The organism is Flavobacterium sp. PL02, assembly GCF_035013205.1.
Taxonomy (GTDB): Bacteria; Bacteroidota; Bacteroidia; order Flavobacteriales; family Flavobacteriaceae; genus Flavobacterium.
Map to the genome: position 1 here is coordinate 1 of NZ_JAYGJP010000010.1, position 20889 is coordinate 20889.

The window sequence follows — 20889 nt, forward strand, 5'->3', positions numbered from 1 at the left end:
TGGCACTGGTTCCAAATGCGGTGGCCTGGTTGCTTATTTTTCCTGCATTGATGTCGGATTGTTTGATTACATATACGCCTATAAAAGTGTGTTCATCGGTTTCATTTACGCCTAATGTGATTGGGCTTCCTGTCATAACTAGTCCTGGAAGTGGGTCGCTAACTGTTACGTTTGTCAGCGGGGTGTTTCCGGTATTGGTTATCTTGAAGGTATAGGTTATAGTTTCTCCTGCATTGGCATAACCGCTTTTGTTTTCGTCATTGAATGTAGCTGTTTTTATTACGGCTATCGATGGTACGGCTACAAAAATGGTCACTTTGGCACTTACGCAATTTGTTTTGTTTATCACATCACAAATTTGGTAGTTTAGGGTATAGGTACCTCCTGGTGTATTTGGCGCTACATCTATTGTTCCGTCTTCGTTTAATGTAATTCCTGATAATACGGTTAGGCTTTTTATAGTTACAACGGCTGGGTTGTTTATTCTGCTTCCGTTTAATTTATCATTGTCTAATACATTGATTGCTTCTAGTGTTCCGTTTATTCCGTCTGCAAAGAGTACGTTATCATCTGTTGCATCTATCACCGCTGCTCCTACTACAACTACTGAAGTTACTTCATCACAGTTTGTCGGATTGGTCACTTCGCATATTTTGTAGGTTACATCATAGTTTCCTGCTGGTGTATTTGGAGATACGGTTACTGTTCCATCTGGATTTAGTGTGAGTCCTGTTGGTACAGTTACTGGCGTTAGTTTTACTTCGCCTGGATTGGTTCCAATTACTACATCTACTCCGTTTAATTTATCGTTTAATGTTAATGGTGGCGTTTTTCCTCCTGTGTTTCCATTGATTGGAGAAGTCGTTTCTGTAATTGCTTCGATTAATGGCTGACTTACTACAATTACTGAAGTTACTTCATCACAATTTGTCGGATTGGTTACTTCACATATTTTGTAGGTTACATCATAGTTTCCTGCTGGTGTATTTGGAGATACGGTTACTGTTCCATCTGGATTTAGTGTGAGTCCTGTTGGTACAGTTACTGGCGTTAGTTTTACTTCGCCTGGATTGGTTCCAATTACTACATCTACTCCGTTTAATTTATCGTTTAATGTTAATGGTGGCGTTTTTCCTCCTGTGTTTCCATTGATTGGAGAAGTCGTTTCTGTAATTGCTTCGATTAATGGCTGACTTACTACAATTACTGAAGTTACTTCATCACAATTTGTCGGATTGGTTACTTCACATATTTTGTACGTTACATCGTAGTTTCCTGCTGGTGTATTTGGAGATACGGTTACAGTTCCGTCAGGATTTAATGTGAGTCCTGTTGGTACTATTACTGGCGTTAATTTTACTTCGCCTGGGTTGGTTCCGATAACTACATCTACTCCATTTAATTTATCATTAACTGTTAATGGTGGCGTTTTGCCTCCTGTATTTCCGTTAATTGGTGAAGTCGTTTCTGTAATAGCTTCGATTAATGGTGGACTTACCACAACTACTGAAGTTACTTCATCACAATTTGTCGGATTAGTTACTTCGCATATTTTGTACGTTACATCATAGTTTCCTGCTGGTGTATTTGGAGATACGGTTACAGTTCCGTCAGGATTTAATGTGAGTCCTGTTGGCACAGTTACTGGCGTTAGTTTTACTTCGCCTGCGTTGGTTCCGATAACTACATCTACTCCGTTTAATTTATCGTTTGATGTTAATGGTGGTGTTTTTCCTCCTGTGTTTCCGTTGATTGGAGAAGTCGTTTCTGTAATTGCTTCGATTAATGGTTGACTTACTACAACTACTGAGGTTACTTCTGCACAGTTTGTCGGATTGGTTACTTCGCATATTTTGTACGTTACATCATAGTTTCCTGCTGGTGTATTTGGAGATACGGTTACAGTTCCGTCAGGATTTAGTGTGAGTCCTGTTGGTACTGTTACTGGCGTTAGTTTTACTTCGCCTGGATTGGTTCCGATAACTACATCTACTCCATTTAATTTATCATTAGCTGTTAATGGTGGCGTTTTGCCTCCTGTATTTCCGTTAATTGGTGAAGTCGTTTCTGTAATAGCTTCGATTAATGGTGGACTTACCACAACTACTGAAGTTACTTCATCACAATTTGTCGGATTGGTCACTTCGCATATTTTGTACGTTACATCGTAGTTTCCTGCTGGTGTATTTGGAGATACGGTTACGGTTCCGTCAGGATTTAATGTAAGTCCTGTTGGCACAGTTACTGGCGTTAGTTTTACTTCACCTGGGTTGGTTCCGATAACTACATCTACTCCATTTAATTTATCGTTAGCTGTTAATGGTGGCGTTTTTCCTCCTGTATTTCCGTTAATTGGAGAAGTTGTTTCTGTGATAGCTTCGATTAATGGCTGACTTACTACAACTACTGAAGTTACTTCATCACAATTTGTCGGATTGGTTACTTCGCATATTTTGTACGTTACATCATAGTTTCCTGCTGGTGTATTTGGCGCTATTGTTACAGTTCCGTCAGGATTTAATGTTAATCCTGTTGGTACAGTTACTGGCGTTAGTTTTACTTCGCCTGGGTTGGTTCCAATTACTACATCTACTCCATTTAATTTATCGTTTGATGTTAATGGTGGCGTTTTTCCTCCTGTGTTTCCGTTAATTGGAGAAGTCGTTTCAGTCATCGCACAAATAACATAATCAATAGTAATATTACTAGATGGAAGAGAAATACATCCTGCATCACTTGTTACGGTGAAACTATAACTACTTCCTTGTACTAAACCTGTTACAGTCGTAGTTGTTGTATTTCCAGAAATATTTCCAGGATTTATAGTCCAATTACCTGATGGTAAGCCATTCAAAACTATACTACCTGTTGAAATTGAACAAGTTGGTTTTGTTAAAGTTCCTAATCTTGGCTGTGCTGGAGTGGTGTTTACATTTACCACTACAGCAGTTCTTGCACTTTCGCAGCCATCAATTGTTTGACTTGCATAATACGTTCCTGATGCTAAAACATCTGTTACTGAATATAATGTTCCGTTTGTGCTTGCCGAATACCATTGAATAGCCGTTCCTGTAGCTTGTAAATCGCCTACTTTTTTAGCTTCTGCTGAACAAAATGTTTGCGTTGTTGCTGTTGGTTCTGCTGGTGTAGGACTTATTTTTACCACTACGGCAGTTCTTGCACTTTCACATCCGTCAATGGTTTGGCTTGCATAATACGTTCCTGATGCTAAAACATCTGTTACTGAATATAACGTTCCGTTTGTTGCTGCGGAATACCATTCGATAGCTGTTCCTGTAGCTTGTAAATCGCCTACTTTTTTAGCTTCTGCTGAACAAAATGTTTGCGTTGTTGCTGTTGGTTTCGCTGGTGTAGGAGTTATTTTTACCACTACGGCAGTTCTTGCACTTTCGCATCCATCAATTGTCTGACTTGCATAATACGTTCCTGATGCTAAAACATCTGTTACTGAATATAATGTTCCGTTTGTTGCTGCGGAATACCATTGAATAGCTGTTCCTGTAGCTTGTAAATCGCCTACTTTTTTAGCTTCTGCAGAACAAAATGTTTGCGTTGTAGCTGCTGGTTCTGCTGGTGTAGGAGTAATTTTTACTACTACGGCAGTTCTGGCACTTTCGCATCCGTCAATGGTTTGGCTTGCATAATAAGTTCCTGATGCTAAAACATCTGTTACTGAATATAATGTTCCGTTTGTTGCTGCAGAATACCATTGAATAGCTGTTCCTGTAGCTTGTAAATCGCCTACTTTTTTAGCTTCTGCTGAACAAAATGTTTGCGTTGTAGCTGTTGGCTCTGCTGGTGTAGGAGTTATTTTTACCACTACAGCAGTTCTTGCGCTTTCGCATCCGTCAATTGTTTGGCTTGCATAATACGTTCCTGATACTAAAACATCTGTTACTGAATATAAAGTTCCGTTTGTTGCTGCGGAATACCATTGAATAGCTGTTCCTGTAGCTTGTAAATCGCCTACTTTTTTAGCTTCTGCTGAACAAAATGTTTGCGTTGTAGCTGTTGGTTCTGCTGGTGTAGGAGTTATTTTTACCACTACGGCAATTCTTGCACTTTCACATCCGTCAATTGTCTGGCTTGCATAATATGTTCCTGATGCTAAAACATCTGTTACTGAATATAATGTTCCGTTTGTTGCTGCGGAATACCATTGAATTGCTGTTCCTGTAGCTTGTAAATCGCCTACTTTTTTAGCTTCTGCTGAACAGAAAGTTTGCGTTGTAGCGACTGGTTCTGCTGGTGCTGTTTTTGGAGCAGCAATTCCACTACCCGAATTGGTACATCCATTTACAGTAGTCGTAACAGTATAAGTTCCTGCTGTACTTACTATAATACTAGATGTTGTTTCGCCATTACTCCACAATAAAGTACCAGCAGCCGTAGTCGATAATTTTGATGTACCATCACAATTATCTTCAACTTTTACAACTGGTGCTACTGGAGCAGAATTAATCGTTACAGTCACCGCTGTTCTCGTACTTTCATTTCCGTTTATAGTCTGACTTGCATAATAGGTTCTTGTTCCTAATACATGAGTTGCATCATATAGAATCCCACCTGTTAAACTATCGTACCATTTTATTTCACTACCTGTAGCAGGTAAATCAGTTATTTTTTTTAGGTCAGCAGAACAAAATGTTTGTGCACTAGCTGTTGGTGGTTTCGTTTTTACAGTAACAGTAATTGTAGCTTCATTAGATGTAAAACCATCATTATCATTTACAACATAATTCAAACTAGCTACTCCACTAAAAGTTGTCAAAGGTGTAAATGTTACAATTCCTGAAGCATCAACTGTATATGTTCCTTCATCTGCTACTGTAAACGTGGCCTGAATACCTGGCGTAAGAGGATCCAGATCTACTGTTGCAACATTTATAGTTCCATCAGGATCAGTATCATTTGTTGTTACGGCAATAGTAACTGCTGTGCCACCAATAGTATTTCCTGAATCATTATTAGCTACTGGTGGTTTTACTGGCTCACTAGAGCTTTCGTTATTTAAAGGATCTGGATCTTCTTCATTTCCTGTAATTTTAGCAATATTATTATAATCTCCCTTGGCTTTAAGAATTCCCTTTACGGTAAGTGTAGCATTTCCTCTATTGGCAAGTACACCAATATTCCAAATTCCAGTAACTGGATCATAAGTTCCTGCCGATGGAGTTGCGCTTACAAAAGTATATCCCGAAGGCAATAAATCGTTTACCTTAACTCCTGTTGCACCATATGGTCCCGCATTACTAGCTGTAATAAGAAAAGTAGCTTCATCGCCTACTTTTTTAGGAGTACCTACTACTTCTTTTTTTACCGATAAATCGGCACCATAACTAGCCGTAATTACATCCACAAATACACCTGAATCATATTGAGAATCTCCAACATCTGCAATTGCTATTTTAAAATTATAGGTTGCTCCTGGAGTTAGTTGTGTAAGATCATAAGATATTCTTTTTGTCAATCCATTATATTCTACAAATACGGGCCTAGGTCCAATTCCATTATTAAGAGCGCCAGTATTACTATGTCCATTATTTATGTAATAATCAGTCTGAAATCTATCGGTTATAGGTGTGCCTGTATTATCCTTAGAAGCTCCAAGTACTCCTCCATTTACCGAATTAACAGAAATTTCTCTGTTGCTCGATGGCAGTTTTGCGATATTTTGTGTCCCTGTAACTCCAGGTCCTGAAATAAAAAATCCAAAAACATCATTATATCTACTTCCAACATAATCAGGATACTCTTCTGATCCGAACTGAAAAAAGATACGAATAGCAGTCATTTTAGGATCTAGAGTTACCTTGAAGGTATATACAACTGCATCATTATTTGCTGAGGCATCAAGAGTTGCTAAATCCGGATCAATCGTTGAAGATCCCATTGCATTATTACTCACCCCTAAAGCTGTATTTCTAGTACTTAAATCCGCAGTAGCAAGTCCTGTAGAAAATAAAATACCTTTATCAATTCCTAAACCAGCAGGTGTACCTCCCGAGAAAATAGCAATTTGCTTAGCTCTATCTCCTTTTACTAATGTGGGAACGCTCAAAATAACACCACTACCATTTAATCTGTTTAATATTGTTGTATCATTAGGGCCTGCACTATGTGTGGTCTGGACTTGTGAGTAGCCTGTGTTTCCAAATATAAACAGAAACAAGAAACAGACTAGAAATCGATTCAGAGCCCCCTCTTTATTTGGCATTAATAATTTAAAATAAGTAAAGTTCCTCATATAATAATTGTTATTAAAATTCTAAAAAATAGTATTCAGAGATATTTATTAATCTCTAAATATTGTAACTATTGAAATCAAACTATTTGGTATTCTATTCTGGTGGTTGCTTTAATCGAAATTTGCAGTTTTTAATCAATGCTTTTAATTGATAAACAACTACTTCCATATTAGAGTAATCCAGATGCGAATTTCTTTCTAATCATTAAGAAGCCATGTAGAGAATACAGAATTGTACTGTAGAATTAATTCTACAGATAAAGGCTCCTGCTTTTTCGTAATATTGAACGGTAAATTTTCAAGGTATTTAAATGCCTTTCTCTAAGAAATATCCCAATAATCATTAAAGATTTTAATAATTTAATAGCATTATTTCTGACATTGTTTTTTGTCAATTTTCTTTATTCTCAGATAGATAATAAAGACTATACTCTTATTTGGTATTCTGCAGACAATAATATACTTCCTCAAAACAGTGTAAAATCCATAATAAAAGATAATAATGGTTTTATATGGATGGCTACCGAAAATGGATTAGTAAGATATGATGGAAATCAATTTAAGACATTTAATACCGAAAATGTAGCAGGAATGACTACTAACAGGATGAGTCTTTTTCGAGGAAATGCACTTAAAGACAATATCTATTTACTCAATGATCTTGCCGACTATATCCGGATAAAAAACAATACTGCTTCTATAATTCCTAAAAATAAAATTCCTAAGCAATTTAAAATCAGTAATGCTCTTTATAAAAAAAGACGGTTTTATAACAACAAAATTCATAGAACTGATAACAAATATTTTACACTCTCAAAAAAGTATATTGGTCTGTATCAAGATGAAAACAAACTATTGTGGCAGGTTAAATATGCTTATGATGAGTATCAAAACTTTTTCATACTAAACAATATTATTTACAACTATGATGGAGAAAAATTCATAAAATTCGAGAATGGAAAAATTGATCCTATAAAGATAGATGGGCTAAAAACAAATAATTTTTCTATTATCATAAACAATGTTTCTCAACAAACATTTTTTATCGTTGAAGGTAATTTTTACATCCTTGAAAAAAAACATAAAAAACTTGTACTTCGTTTGTTGTTAAAGAATTATGACCTTTCAAAAAGAAATATAGTATCTGCATATTATGACCTAGATGATCGAATTTTATATATCGGAAGTAGTACTGATGGATTGCTTGTAGTTAAGGAAAAACTTTTTTTGGCCATTCCTGGAAAAAATAAGGATGGAGTATATTACGCGCAGGTTCCATATCAGGATAATCAATTCTTAGCCACATCGGGAGAAATTTTCACAACAGATGGGCAATCATTAAGTAATCCTTTATTTAAAGTTCTAAATGATAATTATAGCCTGATGTTTGATAAAATGGGAAATATCTGGACTAAGGCAAATAATATTGTATACTGTTTTCATAAAAAAAGCAATTTTATTACCTATAACAAATGGAGTTTTGAGGATAGGGTTACACAAATTTTCCAGATGAATAATGGGGAAATAATAGTAGGAATGAGCGTTGGAGGTTCTCCAAATGGAAAATTATACACATTAGGAGGTACAAAAGATAAACCTCATTTTAATTTTTATATGAATGTTCCTTTTAATGTAACCTATATGCTTCAGATAAAAGATAATATTATCTGGACAGGATCACATTTGGGATTTCATCAAATTCATTTTAAAGAGAAAAAAATTGAAAATGTAAAGGAGACAGAAAACAATTATGTGAGAAGTGTATATATTGGTAAACCCGATGAAATATGGATAACAACTTATGGAAATGGTTTTTATCTATACAATCAATTTACTAAAAAAACCACTTCTTTTCCGGTAGATAAAAACAAGTATCTACTCACTTCTCATTGCATTATAGAAGATAAAAACGGATATTTTTGGATTACTACCAATAAAGGATTGTTTCAGGTTTCTAAAAAAAATCTACTGGATTATTCCAACAAAAAAATAAAAAATATTTATTATCAATATTATGATAAGTCCGATGGATTTGCAACCAATGAATTTAATGGCGGATGCCAGCCATGCGGATTATTATTAAAGAATAATTACGTGACATTCCCATCAATGAAAGGAAATGTGGTATTTGATTCTAAAAAAGTAAAAAGACTTTTACCTAAAGGAGATATTTATTTTGAGCAAGCAGAAGTCAACAACTCAAATGTTACTATTAAAAATGATACTCTTAACTTAAATCATGATTTTGAACGACTTAGACTTTTTATAAATAGTCCTTATTATGGAAATTCAAATAACTTAAATATAGAAACCAAAGTTGAAGGTCCGATATCTCAAAAATGGGAATCGATAATCGATAATAATATTTACTTTACGACTTTACCACACGGAACTTATCATCTGACAGCCAGAAAAATGACTGGACATGATTCTGAATACCGATACAAAACACTAACTATAATAATCGCTCCGGCATTTTATCAAACCATTTGGTTTAACGTATTGATTTTTATTTTAGCATTTACTACTCTATATTATGTTGTAAAATTAAGACTGAAATATGTTCGATTGAAAAACATTCATTTAGAAAAAAAAATAGCCGAACAAACTTTTCAACTCCGTAATACAATTACAACATTAAAAGATACAACCGAAAATTTGCGTGAACAAATCACAAATCACAAAAAACTTATAGGAACAATTACACACGATATAAAAAGCCCATTGCGTTTTTTGGCAATGACTGCAAAACACGTTTATCAAAACCCAAACGATTCAGAAGCAGTTCAGGATGGTATAAAATCATTACATACTTCATCTTTCCAACTCTATAATTTTGTAAATAATATATTAGAATATACCAAAGTATCTAAACAAGAAAATTTATCCACTACATATTGTTTATATGATCTGATCGAAGAAAAAATAAAAATTTTCCTGACCATTGCCTCTTCCAAAAAAATCGTAATTGAAAACCTTATTGATGCGAACCAAACCATCAGCAATAATCGATTATTATTTTCAATCGTTGTACATAATCTTCTAGACAATGCTATAAAAAATACTCCATCAGGAAAAATTACTTTAGTCTCAGGAATAATGGATAACAAGCTATTCTTTGCTATTAAAGATACTGGAAGCGGAATGTCTGGCGATATTGTAAACCTTTACAATAAACAGGATATAAAATTAACGCAAACCCAAGAAAAACCTGGAATGGGGCTACAAATTGTGACCGAACTTTTGGAGATTATGAAAGCTAAAATGAAGATTGAGAGTACTATAAATATCGGTACAAAAATTACAATTCTGTTTTTAAATACCAAATAAATCTAGTTTTTATAGATTTTTAGAATTTCGACTAGTCTAACAACATTGTTGATCCCTAGTTTTTCAAAGATTCTATTTTTAAAAGTACTTACAGTTGTCATCTGGATATTCAACTTATTCGATATCTCGAGATTCCCTTCTCCATTAACAAGAAGTTCGGCAACTTCAATCTCTCTATCCGAAAGGATTTCTAATGGATTTATTGGAGTTTTATTTAGGGCGTTTTGAAGAATTTTCTCTTTTACAACATCACTAATATATTTTCCGGTTTCGATAACAGAGCGAACAGCTTTAATAATTTCCTCGTCACTGCTGTCTTTATTTAAAAAACCATTGGCACCAGCATGAATATAACGTAAAGCATATTGCGTTTCATCATATGCAGAAAACATCAAGATCAATAAATTAGGGTGATTTTGCTTAATTTTTTCAACCATTTTGGTACTATTCCCTCCAGGAAGGTTAATATCTAAAAAAATCAAGTCTTGTTTCTGGCGTAGTTTGCTTATAACTTCTTCAAAACTATCTGCATGAGTAATGTTAATACTTCGGAAAGCTTCTTTTAATAACAAAGAAATTCCGTGCCGTACTACACTATGGTCATCTGCTAATAATATATTGAAGTCTTTTTTCATAGAAAATTTTACAGCTCAAAATTACAATTATTTGCCTGAACTAAAAACATTTATGATAAATCAATGCTGTTAAATCACAATTTTAACACCTATAAAAGTTATTTTTATAATAAGATAAGACCAAATACTCTATTCCAACTGATCCAGAAGGTATAAGTAAGGCGGAAAAGAATGATGAATCATTAAATCCTTACTATTATTTGGGAATTTTTCATAATACACCGCATCATCTTGTTTAGGATAAAGTACAATAGTAGTACTTGTACGTACATAATTATTACTGTTATAAAAAGGTGGTGGTACAAACTCAGGCAAAAACTCTTTTACTCTCTTAGCCATTTCTTTACCTAACAACTTTTGATACGTTTTTACCGTTTTGCGTGATGGACTTGTTGCTTTATCATAAACCATATTTAAAAGCATTCTTTTAAAGAAGTTTTGCTTCTTTATGGTTTCTTCTACCAAGGCAATTGGACTTACTATAGGTAAATCTTCAGGCATTTCTACAGAAAATGGTGTTTGAGGAACCCAATCTGCAGCACTTACAACATTATATGCCCAACCGTTTTGAGTTTTACGCTCATAATCATATGCAAAATATAAATTACCGGGTTTAGGAGCTGCACTACAATAGGTTTTAAAACGAATATCGGCTGGTATAACACCTTTGCTTTGTAAATTATAAAAATGTGCTGTAAGCAAATAGCTAATTCCTCCACCTTGACTGTGTCCCATGATTATGAAATTCTTAATCCCTTGTTTGTAACAAGAATCTATCTTTGGGAGCATTTCTTTAGAAAGAAAAGCAGTACTTAAAAGATAACCCGTATGAACAGCTGCATCTTTATTAGTAGATAATTCATATTTAAAAGTATCTGTATTAGAAATTTTTAATTCTCCCTTTGCCGGAGTCATTGCTGCATAAAGATTTGCAAGCCAACTTTCTCCTTTTTCGGTAGTTCCTCTTGTACACAATACAGCAGTTTTACCATCTTTAAGCCATAACTCCCACTGATTGTCCAGCCCTATTGATTTGCTTTGATACACCAATTTTGAATGTTCTGGCAGCGGAATATCCTTTGCTTTCTCTGGAGATTCTGTCGATCGAGTGGCGATATAAACTAACTCACGATATTCTGCCTTATCAAATCCAGGTTTTAAATCTTGCGCAATACTATGTGTAAAAGAAAACAAAAAGCAGAAAACAACTAAAGGTGATTTTAAAAATTTCATAAAGACCAAGGTGCTAATTTATTAGTAATAATGATTTTGATTAGAAATTGAAAATTAGCATAATTACCTCTGTTAATCTAAACTAAGACTTTATATAAAACATTCGATATAATTATGACTACTTATTTATTTGAGAACTAATCTTACAATAAATATAGACATTATTTTGGTAGTACTTCCTGATTTTTGTTCCCATAAGTATCAAAAATACACTTGTTGCATACGGAGTAAAGAGAATAATTACAGATCAAATCTATCTTTTAGACGATAATCTTTTGCTCTTTAAATCTATATTTGTTTTTATATTAATGATATAAAAACTTGTACAATCGGTACGAGAATAAAAGCATTCCTATGACAACAAAAAACCACCAGTATTTTTTCATCGAAGTATAACTCTCATTCTTTGAGTTCTTAATTGCAAATCCCATAACAATACTGATTAAAGGAATTATTAGCCTAACTATTTCTTCTATACCCATTTTTAATTTTAATTAATTGACTTAAATAAACATACTATTGCCCCTATTACAAAACCTATAATAATTACCCAACTATTAAAATTTTGAAGGTTTGTTTGTGGTTTTGAATACAAATCAGGATTTTTATTTCCGTCTCTGCCTTCTAATGACCATTTGTTTAACTTATAATAGGCAATAGCACCAATTATAAATAAAAAGCAATACACTAAAAATCTATAATTCATAAATCATAATACTGTCTTTCTTTATTGAATTTTGCGAATATATGTATTTTAATTTTATCGAATAAAGCTAGCTGGAATGTTGCTGAAAAAGTAAAACTAAGCTAAAACAATTATATTAACATTTCATCCATCTAAATAATATGTTTTTTTTACTTTTGATACATACAAAAAAATAATATGTCAAATTTATATCAAACTCCTAGAATAATTATTCGTGAATTCTTGCCAGAAGAGCAACAAACCTTTTTAGATCTGTTTAAAGACGACGAAGTGACCCAATATTTACCTCAAGTTTCCCCTGAGAGATATGAGGAAATGTTTAGTGAACTTCTTGAAAATTATGAGAAAGGTAACCTAAGCCGATGGGCAATTTTTGATACTACAAATAATAATTTTATAGGTATGTGTGTTGCCCGCGTTTTTGTACACAACACTAATCAAATAGAAATTGGATATGTACTTAGCAAAGAATACTGGGGAAAAGGAATTGCTACAGAAGTATGTAAAGGCTTAACTCAATATTGCTTTACAAATACTGATATAAATGAGATAGTTGCTATAACAGATCTTAACAATAGCGGATCCCAAAATGTATTACAGAAAGTAGGATTTGAGCGATTAGATAACATAATAAGAGATGACGAAGAAATAGCATATTTTGTAACAAAAAAACCTTTGGTTTAATTAAAAACACTACTTGCACGCTAGTAAATAGAGATTTTGCGTAAAATACTAGTAGAACATTTTAAGCTTTTCAGTAGCATTTTTTGGTGTATCGCCAGCATAATATCCCTATTGATGTGAATCGTAGGGCTATTTTTATCACTTATTGGTATTTGAGAAACTGTAAAGTAAAAATACTTTTCTAAATTAGTTTTTAGATAAGCAAACAATTTAGGTTGCTCATTATCAAATTCAAGAATAAAAGACCGCTCATTAATTGCCAGAATATCCAAAACTTTGGTATTAACCAATACGCATAGTAAATATTCTTTGGCCTCAGCATAATCTGTAAAATCATTTTCGCAATCGATGGTATCAAATGAGAAATGATATAGTTGTCTTTTGTGTATGGAGTCCTTTATTTTTGCCATGAGCGATTTTATCAAATTGTTCATTTGAAAGCAATAAAATGCGATTCTTTTTAATATTAATAAAATGATATAAACAAAACATAAAAAACCAAAATGAATAGTCGTTTATATTAAATTTATTCTCGAATTTAACTATGCTTAAAATTAAATCTACTTTTTTAAAGCCTAGTACTTTTTGCATCAAGAAATGTTTCATTTTAAAATTTGGAACACGTTTACTCAATATGAAACTCTTCTTCAGGAATCATTAATTTACCCCAATCGTTTAACATCCACAGAATATCCACCAACTTCACCCCTAGTTCGGTGAGCGAATACTCTACTCTTGGCGGGAGCTCATTAAATGAAACTTTGGTTAAGATACCATCTTGTTCCATTTCTTTTAACTGTTGGTTCAAAACTCTTCTATCGACCTTGGCAATTCCACGCAAAAATTCACTTGGGCGCTTTTTACCTTCATTAATTTGCCAAACAATCGGAATTTTCCATTTACCACTGATAGAATTAACTGCTACTTCCAACGGACAAATTTTGTTTTCTATGCTTCTTTCCTTTGTTTTCATAATAGTGACTTTTTTACCCCTATGTGACAATAATATGCGTTATTGCACATATGAACTTTCTTTTAAACCTTTGTAAAATTAATAAACATTTTAGCAAAGCAAATGAGAAACCGTGCAAATGCATGTTTATTTAAACAATAGATAAAATCAGTATGACAGATATAAAACGAAAAGGCTCACGCTCAACAAAAGACATACCCAAAGATATTTTGGAGAAATTAAATAAAGGAGAAATCGAAACCGCTAATTTAGTCGAATGGCTAGCAATTAATCAAAAACTACTCCTTAAGAACTTTCTTGAGCAGAATAATCGTTTAAGGTATTTAGAGCCAATCAATACTACAATTGATGCGTTAAAGAAACAAACTGTCAATACTATTAATGAAGCCATTGGAACAAGTCTTTTTAAATTAGCAAAATCAGAAGATGATACTGAATTGTTTTCAATACTATCGAAGCATAAATCAGATTTAATTAGATGTTGGGCAACTTATACAATTGGAAAAAATACCGAGCTATCAATTGAAGAAATGTTAGAACAGATTCAGTTTTTTTCTGCCGATAAACATTTTGGCGTTAGAGAGATTTGCTGGTTAGCCGTAAGACAAACAATTGCCCAGAATCTAACCGAAAGTTTGGGAATCCTAGCTAAATGGACAAAACACGCAGACGAAAACGTAAGACGATTTGCTAGCGAAGCCACAAGACCAAGAGGAGTTTGGTGTGAACACATCGAAGAATTAAAGCAAAACCCCGATTTGGGATTAATCATTTTGGAATCTCTAAAATCGGATAAATCAAAATACGTACAAGATAGTGTTGGCAACTGGCTAAATGATGCTAGCAAAACCAAACCAGAATTTGTAATTAGTATTTGCGAAAATTGGAAGAACATAAGTCCCACAAAAGAAACTGTTTATATAATAAAAAAGGCACTTCGTACAATCGAAAAGTGATCTATGCCAGAAAAAGTATTCAGTCTCAGTTTCGGTTTTCAGTCTCTGTTTTCAGTCTCTGTTTTCAGTCACAATTTCTTAGTCTCTTAGTACCTCAGAACCTTTGTCCCTTTGCCCCTTTGAACCTCAGAACCTTTGCGCCTTTGAACCTTTGCGCCTTTGAACCTTTAAAAAAAACACTTATATTAGCATTAAACAAACCAAGTAATTTATAAATAATGCTAGATGTTATCAAGAAACTAAAATTTAAGGATAAAGGAACAGTTATTAATGCTCCAAAAGTAATAGAAGATGAGTTTATTCAGCTTGGTATGAAAACTACTTTTGATAAAAAAACAAAAAGTACAAACACCCTAATTTTCATCAATAATAACGAAGAGTTTTTAAATTACCTTAAAAATGATTTAGAAAACGTAGAATCTGATAGTGTCTTATGGTTTGCGTACCCGAAAGGAACTTCTAAAATTAAAACTGACATAAATAGAGATACGATTCATGTTACTGGTAAAGAATTTGGATTAAAGACAGTAACGGCTATTTCTATAAACGATACTTGGAGCGCATTACGTTTTAGACCCGTCGATAAAGTTGGTACCTAATATTTCTTATTTTCTAAATTTAATACCTCAACAATGTCACATCCCTATATATCACATCTTTCGAAAGATTCTGCATTCCAAAAAATTCTTGAAAATGCAGAACATCGTGAACTTAAAACAAACACTAATCTTGCTCAGTTTTTATATACATCAATTATTAATCAGCAATTATCTGCCAAAGTTGGTGATGTTTTTTTAAAACGTTTTCTGGATATATACGGCGGACTAGAGCCTAATTCATCTCAAATTCTTGAAACTCCAGATGAAATATTGCAAGCAATAGGTTTATCAAAACCCAAAGTTAGCTATATAAAAAATGTAGCACAATTTGATGCCGATTTTGGATTAGAATACAACAAATTTATCGAAATGACCGATCAGGAAATTATCGATTTGGTAACTTCTATTAAAGGTATAGGCAAATGGTCAGCCCAAAACTTACTTATGTTTGCCTTAGGACGCGAAGATGTTTTTTCGGCCGATGATTTAATTATTCGTAATAAAATGGCAATCTTGTTTAATCTCGATAAAACCGATAAGAAAAAATTTAATGAAGACATTATTCGTCTCTCGAAACCATGGAGCCCGTACAGAACATTTGCATGCCTACATTTATGGAGGTGGAAAGATTTTTGAGGAACATTTTAAGGAAAAGAGATTCATAGATGCAAAGGGACAAAGGTTCTGAGAAACTGATAATAACACAATCTTGTCACCCTGAGGGACGAAGGGTCTTATTAAGTAGCTCGCCAAAGATTATGGAGTTTCTTGATGAGATTGCTTCGCCAGTTCGCTATCGCTCGTGTCTTCATACCTCAGAATGACAATATTGGAGAGATACTTTGCGTATCCCGTCCCGACGCTTCGGGATCGGGATTACATCCTTAATCGTTATTTTTTGCCACAGATTAAAAGGATTAAACGGATTTTTTTTAACTTTGCTCCCGACGCTTCGGGCAATGTCATTAAGTTAAGATAAAAATATTTTTGATTTTTGATTAACGATTTTTGATTTCAGATGTGTGAAACAGCGTAAAATATAAAATCTCTTAACTTAATGACATTGAGCTTCGGGACTAGAGAAAATCCGTGTTTAATCCGTGTTTTCGCTTTAGCGAATCAGTGTCATCCGCGTTCCCTTTTAGACAATCTTTGTCGAAAATACATGGCTTAAAAATCACAATACAACCACAATATTGGGGAGAAACTTTGCGTAGCCCTTTGCGCCCTTTGCGGTTAATTCCAGTAAATTAAAACCTTTACAATTATTCTTTAACCCTACTTATCCAGTTGAAAATAAGGCGCTAAAATATCCTCAAAATTATACAATCCGATACCTTTATTTTCTATGTTTTCGGCAACAAAAATAACTCCAGTTCCAAATGCTTCCCTCGAAATCGATTCGTGAATAAGTCGAACTGTTTGGTAAGGAAAACCGAATATTACTTCATGCTTTCCAACGATACCTCCTGCCCTAACTGAATTTATGCTTTCTTTCTCGACATCTAGAGCTTCTGCAATTTTTATAGCAGTACCTGATGTTCCTTCTTTTAACTTAAAATGTTCTTCATTAACCTCAATATCAACCCAAGGTGCAATTTTCTTCAAAAATTTAGCTGCAAATAACAAATAGTTAACTCCAAGAGTAATATTTGGAGACCAAAACACCGTTGTTTTAATCGCTAATTCTTTTAAAAATTTTAATTCTTTATCTTTATAATGAGATATCGCCGATATAATTTTAATGCCTCTTTGGGCAGCAGCTTCACCATAAGTATGAATTCCTAAACTTGAAGAAAAATCAATTATAATATCGACAGGATGTTTGTCTAAAAGCTCTTTAATTGTTGTTTTGGAACTAGAATATATTAATCCTGGTTCATCTGAAGGAACACCAAAAAACTCAGGTACTGATCGATGTTCTAAAACTGTACTTTGTCTTAATACCCATTCTAAACAAAAATTTTTATTTTCAAGTAATACTGAAGCAACTGACTTTCCTGTTTTTCCAAATCCTATTAATCCTATTTTCATATTTTTTAATTTAAATGGTTTCCAACTTATTTCAAGTTTAAAATTTTAATTTTACAAGTAAACAAATTGATTATTAATACTATTTAAGTAAAAATAGGTTAAAAAAAATTAATCGAAATTATACGATAACAGCAATATATTACAATATACCAATATGATAATTCATACAAACTGCTGACATACTGCTGTCATAAGATCTTTTTAACTTTGTTAATAGAAATCATAAATTATGGAAACTAAAGATGGAAAACTAGCAATCTATGCTATTACAAGAGCTGAATGGCGAAATTGGCTGAAAGAAAATAGTCAAGTCGAAAAATCTGTTTGGTTAATTTTATACCACAAAAAAAGCACTACACAAAGTGTTAATCTTAATGATGCAACCGAAGAAGCATTATGTTATGGTTGGATAGATAGTTTATGCAAAAAACGGGATTCCGAAAGTTTTTACTTGACATTCTCCCCTCGAAACCCCAAAAAAAGCAAATGGAGTAAACCCAATAGAGAACGAGCAGAACGACTGATAGAACAGGGCTTAATGACCGAACACGGACAAAAGCTAATTGATATTGCAAAAGATAACGGTAAATGGGATGAAGCTTTATAACATTACAACTTTAGCAAAAAAAACCTGCTCAATTAAATGAACAGGTTTAAATCTATTTTAAAAAAGTAAATACTTTATTTATTGTATTTCAAAAATTACTGGAGCGGTTCTAGATACTTGATAGTTTCCTCCTCCAACAAGTCTAGTTTTAATTTCCGAAATCGTAGCTTGATCTCCTCTACCTGCTTTAGATAGTGCAGCTTTACATTGCGCATTTAATTTATCACCAGAAACTACAACTGTAGCTTGTCCCGGAATTTTAAAATTAAATCCAACAACATCTAATCCTACTTCAAAATCAAAGTCTACCAATTTAGCTCCAATTGTAACTACTTCCAGATTCGATTTAGGCCCTTTTACAATACCCATTTCTCCTCTAATAGTTCCAACTGGTGCAGGAATACCTTTAATTCTAAAAGTTCTCTTATCAGAAACTGTAGAACCGTTTGGTAATGTACCTGTAACAGTAATTGTAGTTTCTGTACCTGTACCCGGACTCATATTATATTTTCCTGGTCTACCCGCAGAAGATAATCCTGGAGCACTTGCTACAACTTTATTATCAGCAACTCCTGCAAATGATACAGATATTGGATTAACAACACCTCTGTAAACTACATTCATTTTATCTGCAGATATTGTAGCTGAGTTTGGCTTAGGTACTACAACATATTTTCCTTCAAATTTAAGTGGAATAGTTTTTCCATCTTCTAAGAAAGTAAATTGCCCGTTAATACTTTGTTCTCCTACTCCACCAGCAGTCATAGAAATAACAGCTTGTCCGTTTACAATTTTTCCTGGACCAGAGAATGAAGTTGGTATTGTATTTTCGTCATAACGACCTAAAACAACTTTACCTGTAACCGTTTCTCCCTGAAAGTAAGCGTTTTTATCAAGAACTACAATTGCTTTATAATTGTTATAGGAGTTAGTCGTCATTGCTGCCTCTCCTAAAGCTGCACTGTAAACATCAGATTCTGCTTTTTGAACATCACTTTGCCAAGCAGATAATTTTGCAACCGATGCAACTGCAGGGAAATTTTTAAAATGGTACGATAAAAATTTATCTTTTAAACCTTCTTTATTTTTAACGTCTGATGTATCAAATTTGCTATCAATCTCAGCTACAATTGCTTTGTATTTTTTGTCACTTAGTACCGCTTTCATATCAGCTTTGTACTTATTAATTTTTGCAACAATCTCGTTTCCTTTTGCAGTATAACCTTCTCCAATAAACCAATTATCAGTATTATCACCTTTCTCCATATCCTCGTAAGGTAATTTTCCTGTTGCTGCATCTTTATCAAATCCTTTTACAACATCTGTCTTTAATGTATTTATATAATTGTAAAAATCTTTAGATATAGCTTCCACTTTATGAGCTGTTTGAGCCGCCAGAGCAAATTCTCCTTTTGCCTCTTCTGCTTTAGTATCTAATGAAGCTAACTTTTGTGCATTGCTCGTATTTGAAGATGCATTGGCGCTTTCAAATTTTTCATTCATTAAGCCAAAAGCAGATAATACTTCTTTTGACATATTCATTGCTAACATTGCGATAAAAACCAAATACATTAGGTTTATCATCTTCTGTCTAGGGGTTAATTTTCCTCCTGCCATATTTTCTAAATAATTAGTTCGTATTAATAATAATTGTTTTTTAACTAATTATCCTTTGTTACCCATAGCCGAAAGCATACCGCCATATACATTGTTTAAAGAAGCAATATTTGCAGTCATCGATTGCATTTGCTCTTTTAGTTTAGTTGCGTTTTCAGCGATTTCTTTATTCGCTTCTGCATTTCTTGAAGCACTTTGTAATTGAACTTTATATAGACTGTTTAATGATTCCATTTGAGAAGCCGCAATAGATAACTCATCGCTGTATTTTTTAGTAGAAGCGATTGAATCAACAGTTGGAGCAATTCCTTTAGCAGCAGATTCAAAATTCTTAATACTGTTTCCTAAGCTTGACATTAACTCACCGTCAATTTTAGCTTCTTTAAGCATAATATCTAATTTTTGAGATAATAGCCCTTGTGCTTCAGTTGGAGTCTCCACTTTAGCCATTTTTGTTTCCTTTCTAGCTTTACCATCTCCTAATTCTGGATATACAATAGTCCAATCCAATTCCTTTTCTACAGGTTCAAAAGCAGAAAGAGCAAAGATTAATGCTTCTGTTACTAGCCCGATTGAAAGCATCAAGGTTCCTGTTAACGGTCCGATTTCAAAGTGAGTAATTTTGAATAAAGCTCCAATAATTACTACTGCTGCTCCCATACCATAAGCGAAATTCATTGCTTTTTTACTTAATAATGCCATAATTTTTTTGTTTTAAATTTTATTTTAAGTTTTAAATAAGAACTTGTTTTTATTTTTAATTTGCTCTAAATAATTAATCATCTTAATTCTCTGTCGCTTAAGTTTTCATATAAAATGATCAGATTTTTTATCTAATAAAAACATGCAAATGTCTTTATAAATCACTATCCCCTATAAACAACAAAAGCCTTTAAATAAACAGATTAAGACATTTCTTTGTTGCTTTATAATTTTAACAGAAATAATCTGTCAAACAAACTCCTTAAATATTTTAAAAAAAGAATATTAGACAAAAAGGATGTAATAAAGGAATTTGAGTTTCATATAAATGCTAAAATAATACGACTCCAGAAATACAAGTCATGTCTTAAAAGCTATGGGAATAGATAATGAAACGGCTCAATCGACAATACGATTTTCAATAGGAAAATACACAACCAAAGACGATATTGATTTTGCGATTAATAAAGTAGAAGAAGTTCTAACCACATTACGCCCTGTAAAATTGAAATAAGCAAGCTGGCAAAGTTGGATTAACTAATAAG

17 protein-coding genes are annotated in these 20889 nt (G+C 33.2%); 7 read left to right on the forward strand and 10 right to left on the reverse strand.

Going from position 1 to position 20889, the window contains the following annotated elements; all coding sequences use genetic code 11:
- On the reverse strand, positions 1-6268 hold a 6268-nt coding region (locus tag SHI72_RS20375; protein ID WP_323491208.1), incomplete at its 3' end, for a choice-of-anchor L domain-containing protein.
- A 381-nt stretch (positions 6269-6649) separates the two neighbouring features.
- Here SHI72_RS20375 and SHI72_RS20380 point away from each other — a divergent pair.
- Entirely contained in the window at positions 6650-9598 is a 2949-nt protein-coding gene (locus SHI72_RS20380) for a ligand-binding sensor domain-containing protein (protein ID WP_323491209.1), read from the forward strand.
- Between the two features lie 2 nt (positions 9599-9600).
- On the opposite strand, the gene SHI72_RS20385 is transcribed toward SHI72_RS20380, so the two are convergent.
- The 4 genes from SHI72_RS20385 to SHI72_RS20400 all read right to left on the reverse strand — a co-directional run bounded on the left by SHI72_RS20385 (position 9601) and on the right by SHI72_RS20400 (position 12172).
- Positions 9601-10233 (reverse strand): response regulator transcription factor, encoded by a 633-nt coding sequence (locus SHI72_RS20385; protein ID WP_086895904.1) that lies wholly within the window; start codon positions 10231-10233, stop codon positions 9601-9603.
- A gap of 129 nt (positions 10234-10362) precedes the next feature.
- A complete protein-coding gene (locus SHI72_RS20390) occupies positions 10363-11466 on the reverse strand; it encodes a lipase family protein (protein ID WP_039115589.1) in 1104 nt (367 codons plus the stop codon).
- Positions 11467-11771: 305 nt separating this feature from the next.
- Positions 11772-11948 carry a hypothetical protein gene (locus SHI72_RS20395; RefSeq protein ID WP_165572124.1) on the reverse strand — a complete coding sequence of 59 codons (177 nt, stop codon included), beginning with the start codon at positions 11946-11948 and terminating at the stop codon, positions 11772-11774.
- 8 nt (positions 11949-11956) lie between these two features.
- Positions 11957-12172 (reverse strand): hypothetical protein, encoded by a 216-nt coding sequence (locus SHI72_RS20400; protein WP_039115590.1) that lies wholly within the window; start codon positions 12170-12172, stop codon positions 11957-11959.
- 177 nt (positions 12173-12349) lie between these two features.
- On the opposite strand from SHI72_RS20400, the gene SHI72_RS20405 reads away from it, so the two are divergent.
- Complete coding sequence (locus SHI72_RS20405; RefSeq protein ID WP_323491210.1) at positions 12350-12856, forward strand: GNAT family N-acetyltransferase; 507 nt, start codon at positions 12350-12352, stop codon at positions 12854-12856.
- A 20-nt stretch (positions 12857-12876) separates the two neighbouring features.
- On the opposite strand, the gene SHI72_RS20410 is transcribed toward SHI72_RS20405, so the two are convergent.
- Both SHI72_RS20410 and SHI72_RS20415 read right to left on the reverse strand, forming a co-directional pair.
- Positions 12877-13266 (reverse strand): hypothetical protein, encoded by a 390-nt coding sequence (locus SHI72_RS20410; protein ID WP_039115592.1) that lies wholly within the window; start codon positions 13264-13266, stop codon positions 12877-12879.
- Positions 13267-13481: 215 nt separating this feature from the next.
- Positions 13482-13829: a winged helix-turn-helix transcriptional regulator gene (locus SHI72_RS20415; protein ID WP_039115593.1), complete on the reverse strand. Its 348-nt coding sequence runs from the start codon at positions 13827-13829 to the stop codon at positions 13482-13484.
- A gap of 152 nt (positions 13830-13981) precedes the next feature.
- On the opposite strand from SHI72_RS20415, the gene SHI72_RS20420 reads away from it, so the two are divergent.
- The 3 genes from SHI72_RS20420 (at position 13982) to SHI72_RS20430 (ending at position 16020) form a co-directional block, all read left to right on the forward strand.
- The gene (locus SHI72_RS20420; RefSeq protein WP_323491211.1) at positions 13982-14785 is read left to right on the forward strand and encodes a DNA alkylation repair protein; all 804 of its coding nucleotides are present in this window, start codon (positions 13982-13984) and stop codon (positions 14783-14785) included.
- A gap of 218 nt (positions 14786-15003) precedes the next feature.
- Positions 15004-15384: a hypothetical protein gene (locus SHI72_RS20425; protein ID WP_052250127.1), complete on the forward strand. Its 381-nt coding sequence runs from the start codon at positions 15004-15006 to the stop codon at positions 15382-15384.
- Between the two features lie 33 nt (positions 15385-15417).
- Positions 15418-16020, forward strand: a complete 603-nt coding sequence (locus SHI72_RS20430; protein ID WP_323491212.1) for a hypothetical protein — start codon at positions 15418-15420, stop codon at positions 16018-16020.
- 642 nt (positions 16021-16662) lie between these two features.
- Here SHI72_RS20430 and SHI72_RS20435 read toward each other — a convergent pair.
- A complete protein-coding gene (locus SHI72_RS20435) occupies positions 16663-17418 on the reverse strand; it encodes a 4-hydroxy-tetrahydrodipicolinate reductase (RefSeq protein WP_039115599.1) in 756 nt (251 codons plus the stop codon).
- A gap of 229 nt (positions 17419-17647) precedes the next feature.
- On the opposite strand from SHI72_RS20435, the gene SHI72_RS20440 reads away from it, so the two are divergent.
- Positions 17648-18025 (forward strand): hypothetical protein, encoded by a 378-nt coding sequence (locus SHI72_RS20440; protein ID WP_323491213.1) that lies wholly within the window; start codon positions 17648-17650, stop codon positions 18023-18025.
- A gap of 78 nt (positions 18026-18103) precedes the next feature.
- On the opposite strand, the gene gldM is transcribed toward SHI72_RS20440, so the two are convergent.
- Positions 18104-19642 carry a gliding motility protein GldM gene (gene gldM / locus SHI72_RS20445; RefSeq protein WP_323491214.1) on the reverse strand — a complete coding sequence of 513 codons (1539 nt, stop codon included), beginning with the start codon at positions 19640-19642 and terminating at the stop codon, positions 18104-18106.
- A 48-nt stretch (positions 19643-19690) separates the two neighbouring features.
- Complete coding sequence (gene gldL / locus SHI72_RS20450; RefSeq protein WP_039115604.1) at positions 19691-20344, reverse strand: gliding motility protein GldL; 654 nt, start codon at positions 20342-20344, stop codon at positions 19691-19693.
- Positions 20345-20720: 376 nt separating this feature from the next.
- On the opposite strand from gldL, the gene SHI72_RS20455 reads away from it, so the two are divergent.
- Positions 20721-20858, forward strand: coding sequence for a hypothetical protein (locus tag SHI72_RS20455; RefSeq protein WP_323491215.1), 138 nt, complete (start codon positions 20721-20723; stop codon positions 20856-20858).
- Positions 20859-20889: the final 31 nt, after the last annotated feature.